General features: G+C 71.5%; 11 protein-coding genes. 5 read left to right on the top strand and 6 right to left on the bottom strand.

Annotated elements, in window-relative coordinates; all coding sequences use genetic code 11:
• Positions 1-40: 40 nt before the first annotated feature.
• Entirely contained in the window at positions 41-916 is an 876-nt protein-coding gene (panB, locus tag IE275_RS28730) for a 3-methyl-2-oxobutanoate hydroxymethyltransferase (protein WP_189714350.1), read from the bottom strand.
• A gap of 168 nt (positions 917-1,084) precedes the next feature.
• On the opposite strand from panB, the gene IE275_RS28725 reads away from it, so the two are divergent.
• The 4 genes from IE275_RS28725 to IE275_RS28710 all read left to right on the top strand — a co-directional run bounded on the left by IE275_RS28725 (position 1,085) and on the right by IE275_RS28710 (position 6,028).
• Complete coding sequence (locus IE275_RS28725) at positions 1,085-2,668, top strand: MFS transporter (protein WP_189714349.1); 1,584 nt, start codon at positions 1,085-1,087, stop codon at positions 2,666-2,668.
• Positions 2,669-2,722: 54 nt separating this feature from the next.
• On the top strand, positions 2,723-3,349 hold the full coding sequence (locus IE275_RS28720) for a TetR/AcrR family transcriptional regulator (RefSeq protein WP_189714348.1): 627 nt from the start codon (positions 2,723-2,725) through the stop codon (positions 3,347-3,349).
• Positions 3,350-3,713: 364 nt separating this feature from the next.
• Complete coding sequence (locus IE275_RS28715) at positions 3,714-4,697, top strand: endonuclease/exonuclease/phosphatase family protein (RefSeq protein WP_373299302.1); 984 nt, start codon at positions 3,714-3,716, stop codon at positions 4,695-4,697.
• A gap of 110 nt (positions 4,698-4,807) precedes the next feature.
• On the top strand, positions 4,808-6,028 hold the full coding sequence (locus IE275_RS28710) for an MFS transporter (RefSeq protein WP_189714346.1): 1,221 nt from the start codon (positions 4,808-4,810) through the stop codon (positions 6,026-6,028).
• Between the two features lie 194 nt (positions 6,029-6,222).
• Here IE275_RS28710 and IE275_RS28705 read toward each other — a convergent pair whose 3' ends face one another.
• The 4 genes from IE275_RS28705 to IE275_RS28690 form a co-directional block, all read right to left on the bottom strand.
• On the bottom strand, positions 6,223-8,262 hold the full coding sequence (locus IE275_RS28705; protein ID WP_229870664.1) for an NAD(+) synthase: 2,040 nt from the start codon (positions 8,260-8,262) through the stop codon (positions 6,223-6,225).
• 82 nt (positions 8,263-8,344) lie between these two features.
• Positions 8,345-10,285 carry a S53 family peptidase gene (locus IE275_RS28700; protein ID WP_189714345.1) on the bottom strand — a complete coding sequence of 647 codons (1,941 nt, stop codon included), beginning with the start codon at positions 10,283-10,285 and terminating at the stop codon, positions 8,345-8,347.
• 220 nt (positions 10,286-10,505) lie between these two features.
• Positions 10,506-11,126 (bottom strand): DUF305 domain-containing protein, encoded by a 621-nt coding sequence (locus IE275_RS28695; RefSeq protein ID WP_189714344.1) that lies wholly within the window; start codon positions 11,124-11,126, stop codon positions 10,506-10,508.
• Complete coding sequence (locus tag IE275_RS28690; RefSeq protein ID WP_189714343.1) at positions 11,123-11,791, bottom strand: thioredoxin-like domain-containing protein; 669 nt, start codon at positions 11,789-11,791, stop codon at positions 11,123-11,125. Before IE275_RS28690 ends, IE275_RS28695 begins: the two co-directional genes overlap by 4 nt.
• Positions 11,792-11,947: 156 nt before the next feature.
• Between IE275_RS28690 and IE275_RS28685 the strand changes: the two genes are divergently transcribed.
• Positions 11,948-12,394: an Rrf2 family transcriptional regulator gene (locus IE275_RS28685; protein ID WP_189714342.1), complete on the top strand. Its 447-nt coding sequence runs from the start codon at positions 11,948-11,950 to the stop codon at positions 12,392-12,394.
• An 83-nt stretch (positions 12,395-12,477) separates the two neighbouring features.
• On the opposite strand, the gene IE275_RS28680 is transcribed toward IE275_RS28685, so the two are convergent.
• Positions 12,478-13,671, bottom strand: coding sequence for a globin domain-containing protein (locus IE275_RS28680; RefSeq protein WP_189714341.1), 1,194 nt, complete (start codon positions 13,669-13,671; stop codon positions 12,478-12,480).
• Between the last annotated feature and the right edge of the window lie 46 nt (positions 13,672-13,717).

Genomic DNA, 13,717 nt, shown 5'->3' with positions numbered 1-13,717 from the left:
GGGAAGATCGGCGGGCTGCCGCTGGTGCGCGGAGATGGCTCTAGTGGACGGAGTGCTCCTCGCGCGGGAACGTTCCGCCGACGACGTCCTCGGCGAACGCCCTCGCCGCGCCGCCCATGACCTCGCGCAGATCGGCGTACTGCTTGACGAACTTCGGCACCCGCCCGCCGGTCAGGCCCATCATGTCCGTCCAGACCAGCACCTGCGCGTCCGTCTCGGGCCCGGCCCCGATGCCGACCGTCGGGATGTGCAGCACCCGCGTGACCTCGGCCGCCAGCTCCGCCGGAACCAGCTCCAGCACCACAGCGAACGCGCCCGCGTCCTGCACGGCCTTGGCGTCCCGCAGCAGCTGCGCGGCCGCCTCCTCGCCCCGCCCCTGCACGCGGTAGCCCATCGCGTTGACGGACTGCGGGGTCAGACCGATGTGGGCCATGACCGGGATCCCGGACTCGACGAGCAGCTCGATCTGGCGGTGCGAGCGCTCCCCGCCCTCCAGCTTCACGGCGCCGACCCCGGCCTCCTTCACCAGGCGCGTGGCCGAGCGCAGCGCCTGCACCGGGCCCTCCTGGTACGAGCCGAACGGCAGGTCGCCGACGATCAGGGCACGCTTCGTGCCCCGTACGACGGCCGCCGACAGCACGGTCATCTCGTCGAGGGTGACGGGCACGGTGCTCTCGTACCCCAGGTGGCAGTTGCCCGCCGAGTCGCCGACGAGCATCACGGGGATCCCGGACTCGTCGAACACGGACGCGGTCATCGCGTCGTAGGCGGTGAGCATGGGCCACTTCTCGCCGCGCTCCTTGGCGAGGGCGATGTCGCGGACGGTGATACGGCGTGTGCCCTTGCCCCCGTACAGCGCCTTGCTGCCGTCGGTGGGCATCTGCGATGCAGTCTGGGCAGCCGAAAGCTGCGTCATTGCAACGGCTCCTTACGTCATCTCGAGGCGCCCTCACGGCGTCCCCGGACCACCTCCCATGGTGGCACCTCGTGCCACGCGGGACCAGACCGCCCCCTGTGGGTAAGGTCTCCGTAAAGTATTCCGATACGAGACGGTTCCGTATTGGAATTGCCTTACCCTCGGGCCATGACTACTCCTGCCGTCCCCCGGATCCCCGAGGCGGTGCACCGGCGCCGCTGGGCCATCCTCGGCGTGCTGATGCTGAGCCTGCTGATCGTGGTGCTGGACAACTCGATCCTGAACGTCGCCATCAAGACGATCTCCACCCCGGCCCCCACCGGCCTCGGCGCCACGCAGAGCGAGCTGGAGTGGGCCATAAACTCCTACACCCTCGTCTTCGCCGGCCTGCTGTTCTCCGCGGGTCTGCTCGGCGACCGCGTCGGCCGCAAGAAGGTGCTCCTCGGCGGCCTGGTCGTCTTCGGCATCGGCTCCGCGCTCGCCGCCGAGTCCGGGTCCCCGGCCCAGCTGATCGCCTTCCGCGCGCTGATGGCCGTCGGCGCCGCGTTCGTGATGCCGGCCACCCTCGCCGTCCTGATGAACGTCTTCGAGCGCGAGGAGCAGCCCAAGGCGATCGGCGTCTGGGCGGGCGGCGTGGGCATCGCCATCGCGATCGGCCCGATCACCGGCGGTCTCCTCCTCGACCACTTCTGGTGGGGCTCGGTCTTCCTGGTCAACGTCCCGATCGTGCTGCTCGCGCTCGCGCTGATGATCTGGCTGGTGCCCGACTCCCGCGACCCCAGCCCCGGCCGGACCGACCCCGTCGGTGTCGTCCTGTCCGTCGTCGGCCTGGTCCTGCTGGTCTACGGCATCATCAAGGGCGGCGAACTGGCCGACTTCACCGATCCGGCCGTGCTGTCGAGCATCGTCGCCGGACTCGTCGTCCTCACCGCGTTCGTCGTCTTCGAGAAGCGCAGCGACCATCCGTCCATCGACATCACCTACTTCAAGAACAAGGTGTTCTCGGCCGCCATGGCCGTCATCACCCTGGTCTTCTTCGCGCTGATGGGCGTGACCTTCTTCTCGGTCTTCTACACCCAGAGCGTGCGCGGCTACTCGCCGCTCCAGACGGGTCTGCTGATGCTCCCGCTGGCCGCCGCCCAGATGATCTTCGCGCCGCGCGCCCGGCTGGTCGTCGACCGGATCGGCATCCGGGCCACGACCACGATCGCGATGCTCGTCCTCGCCGCGAGCCTGCTGGCGTTCGCCGCGTTCGACGCGGACACCCCGATCTGGATCCTGGAGGTCGTCTTCTTCGCCATGGGCGCCGGCATGGCCCACGTCATGACCCCGACCAGCGTCGTCATCATGCAGGCGCTGCCCCGCGAGAAGGCCGGTTCCGCCTCCGCGCTCAGCAACACCTTCCGACAGGTCGGCGGCGCGCTCGGCATCGCCGTCCTCGGCTCCGTGCTGTCGGCGGCGTACCGCAACGGCATCGAGGACAAGCTCGGCGCCCTGCCCGCGGGCCTGCGGGACACCGCAGGGGAGTCCATCGAGGCGACCCTGGGCGTCGCGGCGAAACTCGGCGACCAGGGCAAGACGCTCGTCACGCCCGCCAACGACGCGTTCCTGCACGCCATGCACGTCACCGCCGCGGGCGGAGCCGTGGTGGCGCTGGCGGGCGCCGTCGTGGTCGCCCTGTTCCTGCCGGGCAAGCCGAAGGCCGTCCGGAAGGAGGCGGGGGAGGAGGAGCTGGCGAGCGTGGAGTCGTAGGCGCGGGCGACAATCTCCCCACCGGGCAACGCCGCGCCGCCAACGAAAGGACCGATGGACGTGAGCCTCGTCGACCGTGGAACCGCTCCGGAGCAGCCCGTCAGGGGGCGGCCCCGAAGCGAGGCCGTGGAGCGGGCCATCATCGAGGGGACGATGAAGCTGCTGGAGGAGGGCGTCCCGCTCGCCGAGATCTCCATAGAGCGCATCGCCCGCACCGCCGGCGTCGGCAAGGCCACCATCTACCGGCGCTGGAGCGGCAAGGAGGCCCTCTTCGTCGACGTCCTGCGCGCCGCCGAGCCCGACGACCCCGAACTCCCCGGCACCTCCATGCGCGACGACCTCGTCGTCCTGCTGGACACCCTGCGCCGGCGCGGCCTCGCCAACCGCTCCTCGGCGATCCTGCACAACGTGCACGCCCAGATGAAGAGCAGCCCCAAGATCTGGGCGGCGTACCACAGCTCGGTGATAGCGCCCCGGCGCAGGATGGGCCTGGAGGTCCTGCGCCGCGGCGAGGAGAACGGCGAACTCCGCCCCGGTCTCGACCTGGAGCTGGTGAACGACATCTTCGTCGGCCCCATGCTGGTCCGCACCGTCCTGCGCCCCGACGCCGACCTCACCGACGAGGACCTCGCGGAACGCATCGTCGACACCCTGCTCGACGGCCTACGGCCCGTCAGTTAGTCCAGGGCACGGCAGGTTGGCGCCAAGTGGCCGGCCGGGCCGTCGTACGGTGGTTCCCGACGGGTCGCCCGCGGGGGCGTCCGGGCGGTTCGTACGGTGCGAATGTGCGTGTTTCGTTACAGACCACCTGTCTCGGGCCGGGGTCGGAACCCCCGGCGTCGCGCGGGTCGTCCTGGTCTCCGTACGGCCGTCACAGGACGGCGAGAACCAAGCCGATCATCCCCTAGGGTCGTACCCGGGGGAGACGTACGGTGTGCACGGCAGGCAGTGAGGCGACGGTATGGCGCAGCAGGCGTACATGACGGAGACGGACGACAACGGCGGCTCGGGACCCGAGCGTCGGGGAGCCCGGCTTCGGCGCCTGATGGGACGCCTGGCCGGCCGGCTGTCGCAGGGCTGGCGGGGCGACCCGCGCGTCTGGCGCCGCGGACTGGTCCTGGCCGCGCTGGCGCTGCTCTTCTCCCTCGTGATGCTGGTGCACTCGCGCATCCCCAACCGGTTCGGCAACCTCGGCAGTCTGACGGAGACGTTCCTGCCGTGGATCGGGCTGTTCATCCCGCTGCTCCTGCTGCTCGCGCTGGTGCGCAGGTCGGCGACGGCGCTGATCGCGGTCGTCCTGCCGGCGGTGGTCTGGCTGAACCTCTTCGGCGGGCTGCTCACCGACAAGACCGGCAGCGGCGGTGACCTCACGGTCGCCACCCACAACGTCAACGCCGACAACCCCGACCCGTCCGGCACCGCCGACGACGTCGCCGCGTCCGGCGCGGACGTGGTGGCGCTGGAGGAGCTGACCGCGTCGGCCGTGCCGGTGTACGAGAAGGCGCTGGCGGCGACGTACGCCCACCACTCGGTGCAGGGCACCGTCGGGCTGTGGAGCAAGTACCCGCTGAGCGGGGTGAAGCCCGTCGACATCAAGCTGGGCTGGACGCGCGCGATGCGGGCCACCGCGGCGACGCCCGACGGCGACGTCGCCTTCTACGTCGCCCACCTGCCCTCCGTGCGGGTCAAGCTCCAGGCCGGGTTCACCGCCCGGCAGCGGGACAAGAGCGCGGACGCGCTGGGCGAGGCCATCGCCGACGAGAAGCTGACCCGGGTGGTGCTGCTCGGCGACCTCAACGGCACCATGAACGACCGCTCGCTCAACGCCGTGACCTCCCAGATGCGTTCCACGCAGGGCGCGGCGGGCAGCGGCTTCGGTTTCAGCTGGCCGGCGTCGTCCCCGATGGCGCGGATCGACCAGATCATGGTGAAGGGCGTGGAGCCGGTCACCTCGTGGACCCTCCCGCAGACGAGCAGCGACCATCTGCCGGTCGCGGCGCGTGTGAAAGTCGCCACAACCGATTCCTGAAAAGGCCTCTCAACCGGGTCTTCATCCCCTGGAATAGCGGACCGGGGCGAGTTTGTTCCGTCAGTGAACATATGCTGTGGGAACCTCGACCCGAAAGGCTGTGCCCTCTCATGCCCCTGGCCCTGCTCGCCCTCGCCGTGGGCGCCTTCGGCATCGGCACCACCGAGTTCGTCATGATGGGCCTGCTGCCCGACGTGGCGGCCGACCTCCACATCTCGATCCCCACGGCCGGACACCTGGTCTCCGCGTACGCCCTCGGCGTCGTCATCGGCGCGCCGCTGCTGGCCGCGCTGACGGCCCGCATGCCGCGCCGCACGGTCCTGATGTCGCTCATGGTCCTGTTCGTGGTGGGCAACGCGCTGTCCGCGTTCGCCCCGGGAAACGAATCCCTCCTGGCCGCCCGCTTCCTCAGCGGCCTCCCGCACGGCGCCTTCTTCGGCGTCGGCGCGGTGGTCGCCACGACCATGGTCCCGCCGGAGCGCAAGGCGCGCTCGGTGTCGCTGATGTTCCTCGGCCTGACCGTCGCCAACATCGCCGGCGTGCCGGCCGCGACCCTCGTCGGCCAGCACCTGGGCTGGCGCGTCGCCTTCCTCGGGGTGAGCGCGATCGGACTGGTGGCGATCGCCTCCCTGGCCCTGCTGATCCCGGCCGACCACACCCGCGCCACCCCCACCGGCGGCCTGCGCGGCGAACTGGCCGCGCTGCGCTCCCTCCCGGTCTGGCTGGCGCTCGGCACGACGGTCGCGGGCTTCGGCGCGCTGTTCTCCGCGTACAGCTACGTCACGCCGATGCTGACCGACGCCGCCGGGTACGCCGGCTCCAGCGTGACCCTGCTGCTCGCCCTGTTCGGTGTCGGCGCGACCATCGGCAACCTGCTCGGTGGACGCCTGGCGGACCACGCGATGCGGCGCACGCTGTTCGGCGGCCTGACGTCCCTCGCGGTCGTCCTGGCCCTCTTCCCGCTGATGATGCGCGCCCAGTGGAGCGGGGCCCTGGCCGTCGTCCTCCTCGGCGTCGCGGCCTTCGTCGCGGGCACCCCGCTCAACCTGATGGTCATGGAGAAGGCGTCCTCGGCCCCCTCCCTGGCCTCCTCCGCCAACCAGGCCGCCTTCAACCTCGCCAACGCCGGCGGCGCCTGGATCGGCGGCCTGGCCCTGGCCGCGGGCTTCGGCGTGACATCACCGGCGACGGCGGGCGCGGTCCTGGCGGTCCTGGGCCTCGCGGTGGCCGGCGTCACCTACACGGTGGACCGCCACCGCGCCGCCACCGCCCACGAACGCATCATCGCGACCCACATCCCCCACCAGCCGCAAACCCTGACCCACCACTGAACCGTCCACCGCCCCGGCCCTCTGGGGGCGCGGGGAACTGCGCGACCAGCCCCATCGGACCCGCACCCACCCACCGCCCCCGCGGCTCGGGGCGAAGCCCCGGCCACCGGGGTCCGGGGCGGAGCCCCGTGGCGGCCACCGCCCGGCCCACCGAGTCGGGCGGGCGGGTGGGCGGGCGGCCAAAACCCCCCCGCTCAGCCGTCGAAACGCGCCAAATCCCGCAACCACGCCCGCGCCGAACTGTCGGACGGCGCACGCCAGTCCCCACGCGGCGAGAGCGACCCGCCCGCCGAGACCTTCGGCCCGTTCGGCATGGCCGACCGCTTGAACTGCGCGAACGCGAAGAAGCGACGGCAGAAGACCTCCAGCCACTGCCGGATCTCGGGCAGCTCGTACGCCACCCGCTTGGCCTCGGGGAATCCCGGCGGCCAGGCGCCGCCCTTCGCGTCGTGCCAGGCGTGCCAGGCCAGGAACGCGATCTTCGACGGCCGGAACCCGTACCGCAGCACATGGAAGAGCGTGAAGTCGTGCAGCGCGTACGGGCCGATCTTCGACTCGGTCGACTGCATCTCCTCGCCCGGCACCAGCTCCGGGCTGATCTCGGTGTCGAGGATCGCCGCGAGCGTCGTACCGGTCTCCTCGCCGAACTGCCCGCTGCTGATGACCCAGCGGATCAGATGCTGGATCAGCGTCTTGGGTACACCCGAGTTCACGTTGTAGTGACTCATCTGGTCGCCCACGCCGTACGTGGACCAGCCGAGCGCCAGCTCCGACAGGTCACCGGTGCCGAGCACGATGCCGCCGCGCTGGTTGGCGAGCCGGAACAGGTAGTCGGTGCGCAGTCCGGCCTGGACGTTCTCGAAGGTGACGTCGTACTCCGGCTCGCCGGAGGCGAACGGGTGGCCCATCTCCTTCAGCATCAGCCGCGCGGTCGGTGTGATGTCCAGTTCCGCCGCGGTGACACCGAGCGAGTTCATCAGCTTGTGGGCGTTGTCCTTGGTGTGGTCGCTGGTGGCGAAGCCGGGCAGGGTCCACGCCAGGATGTCGCTGCGCGGCCGGCCCGCGCGGTCCATCGCCCGGGCGGCGACGATCAGCGCGTGCGTGGAGTCCAGGCCGCCGGACACCCCGATGACCACCTTGGGGCCGCCGATCGCCGCCAGTCGCTGCTGGAGGCCCTCGACCTGGATGTTGTACGCCTCGAAGCAGTCCTGGGCGAGACGGTCGGCGTCGGCCGGCACGAACGGGAAGCGCTCCAGGCGACGGCGCAGTCCCAGATCGGTGTGCGGCGGGTCGAGTTGGAAGCCGACCGTCCGGAAGTCGGCGGTCCGTGCGTGGTGCGTACGGCGGTTGTCGTCGAACGTGCCCGTCCGCATCCGTTCCTGCCGGAGCAGGTCGAGGTCCACGTCGGCCACCGCGTACTCGTCGCCCAGCGGGAAACGCTCGGTCTCCGCGAGCAGCGCGCCGTTCTCGTAGACCATGGCCTGGCCGTCCCAGGACAGGTCGGTGGTGGACTCGCCCAGCCCGGCCGCCGCGTAGACGTACGCGGCGATGCAGCGGGAGGAGGCCGAACGGCACAGCAGCTTGCGGTCCTCGGCCCGCCCGACCGTGATCGGGCTGCCCGAGAGGTTGACGAGGACGGTCGCGCCGGCGAGGGCCGCCTCCGCGCTGGGCGGCACCGGCACCCACATGTCCTCGCAGATCTCGGCGTGCAGCACGAGAGAGGGCACGTCCTCCGCCGTGAACAGCAGGTCCACCCCGAACGGTACGGACGCACCGCCGACGCGGATCGACCCGCCGCGCTCGTCGGCGCCGTCGCCGATCTGCCGGCGCTCGTAGAACTCCCGGTAGTTCGGCGGGTACGACTTGGGCACGACCCCGAGGACCCGGCCGCGGTGCACGACCACCGCGCAGTTGTAGATCCGGTTCCGGTGGCGCAGCGGGGCACCGACGACCAGGACCGGCAGCAGGTCCGCCGAGCCGGCCACCACCTGCCGGAGCGCTTCCTCGACCTGGTCGAGGAGCGCGTCCTGGAGCAGCAGGTCCTCGATGGAGTAGCCGCACAGCCCCAACTCCGGGAAGACGGCGACGGCCACCCCCTCCTCGGCGCACCGGCGTGCCTGGCGCAGGACCGCTTCGGCGTTGGCGGGCGGATCGGCGATGACGGTGTGGCCCGTGCAGGCGGCGACGCGTGCGAAGCCGTGCTGATAGAGCGACCAGAAGTTCAACGGAGGCACGCGGCCATTGTAATCGTCAGAGCGACGCGATGGGTGGCGTGGGGTGTCGTCCACCTCACGCCACCTCGTCGGACGGCAGGATTCAGCGCTTGCGGTACGAGTCGACGTAGCCGGCTGCCGGCGTTCCCACGCCGGTGACGTCGTCGTACCCCCTCACCGCGGACAGCGAGCTGTCCTTGCCGAGGCTGCGGACGGAGGTCAGCAGGCCCTCGGAGGCGTCGTGGCCGTCGGCGAAGTCGACGCGCGCGACCGCGAGACCGGAGCCCGTCGGGCTGTCCGTGACGTCGTGGTAGACCCGCGAGCCGGACTTCGCGTAGAGGGACGGGTTGGCGAAACCGATCGCCCGGCCGCCACGGGCCTCCTGCGCCAGCGCCTGGACGGCCGCGATGACCGGCGCGGCCAGCGAGGTGCCGCCGATGCGGTACTCGCTGTACTGCTGGGACCCGTCCGGGAAGGTCTGGGTCTGGCCGACGCGGAAGCCCGTGTTCGGGTCGGCGATCGCCGCGATGTCCGGGACGACCCGGTTGCCGGCCGCGCTGTTGGCCGTGGCCAGGGCGTTCGGGACGACGCCCTTCTGGTAGTACGGCTCGGCGACCGTCCGGCTGGTGCCGCCGCCCGCACCGGAGGTGAACGCGCCGGGGAAGCCGGTCCAGCTCCTGCCGTCGTCGGACAGCGAGGCCTTCTCCGTGCCCCAGCCGGTCTCGAACAGGTACGTGTCGTTCTTGCCGACCGCCAGCGAGGTGCCGCCGACCGCCGTCACCCAGGCCGAGTTGGCCGGGGTGTCGACCTGCTTGGTCCCGGTGTTCGCGACCTCGTCGCCGTTGTCGCCGGAGGAGAAGTAGAAGCCGATTCCCTCGACCGCGCCGAACTGGAAGACCTGGTCGTAGGCGGCCGCGAGATCCGGCGTCTGGTTGGCCTCGATGTCGCCCCAGGAGTTGGAGACGATGTCGGCCAGATGGTTGTCGACGATCTTGCTGAGCGAGTCGAGCAGATCGTCGTCGTAGCAGGACGCGGCGCCCACGTACGTGACGTTCGCGGCCGGCGCGACCGCGTGCACGGCCTCGACGTCGAGGGTCTCCTCGCCGTACCAGCCGGCCGCCCCGCACTCCTCGGTCCTGGTGTAGTCCGCGGGGAGGACCTGGGTCAGCTGGCCCGTCCTCCATGCCTTGTCGCCGTGCGCCTTCGCGTACGTGGCCGCGTCGTAGGCGATCGTCGGCGAGGCGTACGCGTCGGTGATGGCGATGCGCACCCCCTTGCCCGTGCGCGTCCCGGCGCCGTAGGCCGCGCGCAACTGCTTGCCGGTGTACCCCTGCACGGCGTACGGGACCTTCTTGCCGTACGCGGACGGGAGGGTGCTCGCGAGCGTCGAGCCGTAGTACGAGGAGAACGGTCCGGCATTCTTGAACACCGCGTCCGGCGGCGGGAGTCGGTCCTTGGAGGCGGCCTTGTGGGGCGCGTTGTCCAGGCCGGTCACGGTCAGGACGGCGCCGTCCAGGCCCGCGGGCGCGGAGGCCGTCCTCGCCGGGGCGCGGTACGTCCTGCCGCCCTTGGCGTAGTTGTGCAGCCGGGTGCCGAACGCCCGTTCCGCGGCGGCCACGTCACCGCTGACGGAGACGTAGTGCTCGCTCGTGCCGGTGATCTTCAGACCGGCCGCCGTCAGCCACGCCTTGACCGCCGCCACCTGCGCCGCGGTCGCGCCGAAGCGGGCCCGCGCCTGCTGCGCGGAGAGGTACGCGCCATACGCGGGAGACGCCGGGTCGGAGACCGCCTTCGCGTACGCGGCGAGGCCGCCCGCGTTCCGTCCCCGGAGGTAGACCCGGGCGTCGACCCGTGCGCCGTGCGCGGTCGCGCCCTTGTCCGCCGCGGCCGTGGCCCACGCCGGCCTGGTCCCGGCCAGCGTGTCGCGGGCCGGACCGTCCGCGGCGTGCGCCGCGGGTATGCCGAGCGCCAGCGCGCCGGCGATCATGGGCAGTGTCGCTGCCATGCTCACCCCGGCGCGCAGCGCGGCACGGTTGGATCTCATAGGACCCCCTGTAGGTGGTTCGACACGAGTGGATCACTCGCCTCGGCCACTCTGGTCCTGAACCGTTCATGTCAGGGGAATGCGAAGCCCAAGAAGGCCTCAAGTAACTTCTGCGAACGGTGATTCGAGGACCGGCCGCGAGGTCCGTTCCGTTCCGGAACCGGTCGCCGTACGCGCGGTGGGCACGGTCGGCGCGGTGGGCGCGGTGGGTGCCGTCCCCTCACGGCCGGGGTGCGGCGCCCCGCTCCTCGAGCATGTCCGTCATCAGCTGGATCTCCGACCGCTGCGCGTCGACCATGCCCTGCGCGAGCCGCTTCTCCACGCCGACGGTGCACTTGTCGACGCAACCCTGGGCCATGTGGATGCCGCCCTGGTGATGGTCCGTCATCAGCTGGAGGTAGAAGATCTCCGCCTGCTTGCCGTTGAGCGTGCCGAGCTTCTTCATCTCGGTGTTCGTGGCCATGCCGGGCATGAGCGCGCCGTCCTTGCCGTCGGCCATCCCGGCCATGCCCATCCAGCTCATGGGCTCGTCGGACGACACCTTCGGCAGCCCCCACAGATCGAGCCAGCCCAGCATCATCCCGCGCTGGTTGGCCTGCGTCTGCGCGATGTCGTAGGCGAGCCGCCGTACGTCCTCGTCGTCCGTGCGGTCGCGCACGATGTACGACATCTCCACGGCCTGCTGGTGGTGCACCGCCATGTCCCGGGCGAACCCGGCGTCGGCCGACCCGGCGGCGGGCGGCTCCACGCCCGACCCGCCGTCCTCGGCGACGGAATAACTGATCGCCCCGGCCGCGACGAGCACCCCTGCCACGGCCACGGCGACTCCCGCGTACCTCACTGGGACAGACCGCCCGTGCAGGCCGCGCCCGGCTCGGGCGTCTGCTCGCCCTGCACGAACTTCTCGAAGAACGCGTCCACGTTCGGGTCGCTCGCCCCGGTCACCGTCCGCTGGTGCCCCCAGGCCGACAGCATGATCGGGTCGGCCTGCTCGTCGTCCGGGCTCATCAGCGTGTACGGCGTCTTCTTCACCTTCGCCGCGAGCGCCTCGATGTCGGCCTTGCCGGCCTTGCTGTTGTACGTCACCCAGACCGCGCCGTGCTCCAGCGAGTGCACGGCGTTCATGTTGTCGACGGCCTTGGTGTAGACGTCCCCGTTGCAGTTCAGCCAGACCTGGTTGTGGTCACCGCCGACCGGGGGCTCCATCGGGTAGTTCACGGTCTTGGAGACATGGGTGCGCCCCAGCGTCCCCTTCCATGTCTTCACCCCGTCCGCGCCGGTGACGAACTTCCCCGGGTTCTTGGCATCGGACGCGGTGGAGCCGCCGTCGTCGTCCGACTGCGACCTCACGACGAACACACCGCCCACGACGAGCGCGGCCACGGCGACGACGCTGCCGGTGATCACGAGAAACCGGTTGCGCCGCTCACGGGCCTGCTCGGCCCGCCGCATCTCCTCTATGCGCGCCTTGCGCGCCGTACTGCCGGTCTGGTTGGCGGAACCCATGAGGCCTGTCCTTCTGGGGAAAGGGGCGGGACGGTCGGGGTGTACGGGTCAGCTGATCGTAATGGGGGAGGCGGGGAATGTCGTAGACAGGTCACGGCCAAGCCCGGTGTCGCACAAAAATTTGAAGGACAGATGCGTATTATCTACGCTTCTCTCATGCGGCTGCTGCGATCCACCGACCTGGCCCTGCGTGTCCTCATGAGGCTCGCGGTCGCGGGCGAGACCACCCCCACCACCCGGGAGGTGGCCGCCGCGATGGAGGTCCCCTACACCCACGCGGCCAAGGTCGTCGCCGAGCTCCAGCACCTGGGCCTGCTGGAGGCCCGCCGGGGCAGGGGCGGCGGCCTCACCCTGACCGGGAAGGGCCGCTCCGCGTCCGTCGGCGGGATCGTCCGCACCTTCGAGGGCGACGGCGACGTGGTCGACTGCGAGGGCGCCACCCCCTGCCCCCTGAACTCCGGATGCCGGCTCCGCGGAGCCCTGCGCCGGGCCCAGGAGGCGTTCTTCGCCTCCCTGGACCCGATCACGGTCGCGGACGTGGTGGCGGAGCCGACGGGGCCGTTGCTGCTGTCGATCTCACGCGGCCCGGTGGCCGCCGACTGAGGGAGAGTCCGGGCGGTCCCGCGCCCGGGTCCCGGGACCCGGGACCCGGGCGCCCGCCGGCCACACGTCCGGTCCCCAGTCGCTCAGGCGCCCGCCAGCCACAGGTCGGGGCCGAACACCTCGTAGTGGATGTCCGCCGGTGCCACGCCCTTCTCGATCAGCTGGCCCCGCACCGCCCGCATGAAGGGCAGCGGACCGCACAGGTACGCGCGGGTGCCCGGCCGGACGGGTACGTCGGTGAGGTCGGCCAGACCCGTCGCCGCGTCCTGCGGGGCCTCCCGCTCGTACCAGAGGTGGACGGACGCCTCGGGGAGCTTCGCCGCGTACGCGCCGTGGTCGGTGCGCAGGGCGTGGTGGGCGGGGGACCGGTCGGCGTGGACGACCGTGACCGGGGCGCGGTGGCCGGTCTCCGCGAGCCGGGCCAGCATCGCGACCATCGGGGTGACGCCGATACCGGCCGAGGCCAGCAGGAGCGGCGTGTCGTCGCGGTGGTCGAGGACGAGGTCGCCGTACGGCTCGGAGAGCTGGAGCACGTCGCCCTCGCGCACGTGCGCGTGCAGGTGGTTCGAGACCTCGCCCGCCGGGGTCGTACGGTCGGCGGGAACCCGCTTGACGCTGATCTGCCGCACGCCCGAGCCGGGCGCGGCGGAGAGGCTGTACTGGCGTATCTGGCCGGCGCCGTCGGGGAGCGCGACACGGACCGAGACGTACTGGCCGGCGCGGAAGTCCCGGACCGGGCGGGGGTCGTCGTCGAGCGGGCGCAGGCGGAAGGTGACCACGTCCTCGGTCTCCGGGACGCGCTCCACGACCTGCCAGGTCCGCCACTCGGGCCCGCCGTTCTCCTCGTACAGCCGCCGCTCGATCGCGATCAGCGCGTTCGCCATCAGCCAGTAGACCTCCGTCCAGGCGGCCGCGACCTCGGGGGTGACCGCCTCGCCCAGGACGTCGGCGATGGCGGTGAAGAGGTGCTGGTGCACGAGGGCGTACTGCTCGGGTGCGATGCCCAGGGAGGCGTGCTTGTGGGCGATGCGGGTGAGCATCGCGTCGGGGCGGGTGTCCGGGTGGTCGACGAGGTGGACGGCGAAGGCGGCGATGGAGCCGGCCAGGGCCTGCCGCTGGGTGCCGGCGGCCTGGTTGCCGCGGTTGAAGAGGTCGCGCAGCAGCTCGGGACGGGCGGCGAAGAGACCGGCGTAGAAGCGCTCGGTGATCTCGCCGATCGCCGCGCCCACTGCGGGAAGGGTGGCGCGGACGGTGGCTGCGGACTGCTCGGTCAGCATCGTGCCTCCTCAGGCTGGTCGGCGCTCACGGTGCGGCGCTCGACTG

The sequence above is a fragment of the Streptomyces phaeofaciens genome (assembly GCF_014648915.1).
Classification (GTDB): domain Bacteria; phylum Actinomycetota; class Actinomycetes; order Streptomycetales; family Streptomycetaceae; genus Streptomyces; species Streptomyces phaeofaciens.
Note: the sequence above shows the minus strand (reverse complement) of the source record. Positions and strands in the feature narration are given on the sequence as shown.

What these genes read in the sequence shown, in the direction of transcription:
- IE275_RS28715 (WP_373299302.1), top strand. Translation starts at nt 3,714, where the DNA reads ATGGGACGCCTGGCCGGCCGGCTGTCGCAGGGCTGGCGGGGCGACCCG.
- panB (WP_189714350.1), bottom strand. Translation starts at nt 916, where the DNA reads ATGACGCAGCTTTCGGCTGCCCAGACTGCATCGCAGATGCCCACCGAC.
- IE275_RS28710 (WP_189714346.1), top strand. Translation starts at nt 4,808, where the DNA reads ATGCCCCTGGCCCTGCTCGCCCTCGCCGTGGGCGCCTTCGGCATCGGC.
- IE275_RS28680 (WP_189714341.1), bottom strand. Translation starts at nt 13,671, where the DNA reads ATGCTGACCGAGCAGTCCGCAGCCACCGTCCGCGCCACCCTTCCCGCA.
- IE275_RS28725 (WP_189714349.1), top strand. Translation starts at nt 1,085, where the DNA reads ATGACTACTCCTGCCGTCCCCCGGATCCCCGAGGCGGTGCACCGGCGC.
- IE275_RS28685 (WP_189714342.1), top strand. Translation starts at nt 11,948, where the DNA reads ATGCGGCTGCTGCGATCCACCGACCTGGCCCTGCGTGTCCTCATGAGG.
- IE275_RS28720 (WP_189714348.1), top strand. Translation starts at nt 2,723, where the DNA reads ATGGACGTGAGCCTCGTCGACCGTGGAACCGCTCCGGAGCAGCCCGTC.
- IE275_RS28700 (WP_189714345.1), bottom strand. Translation starts at nt 10,285, where the DNA reads ATGAGATCCAACCGTGCCGCGCTGCGCGCCGGGGTGAGCATGGCAGCG.
- IE275_RS28690 (WP_189714343.1), bottom strand. Translation starts at nt 11,791, where the DNA reads ATGGGTTCCGCCAACCAGACCGGCAGTACGGCGCGCAAGGCGCGCATA.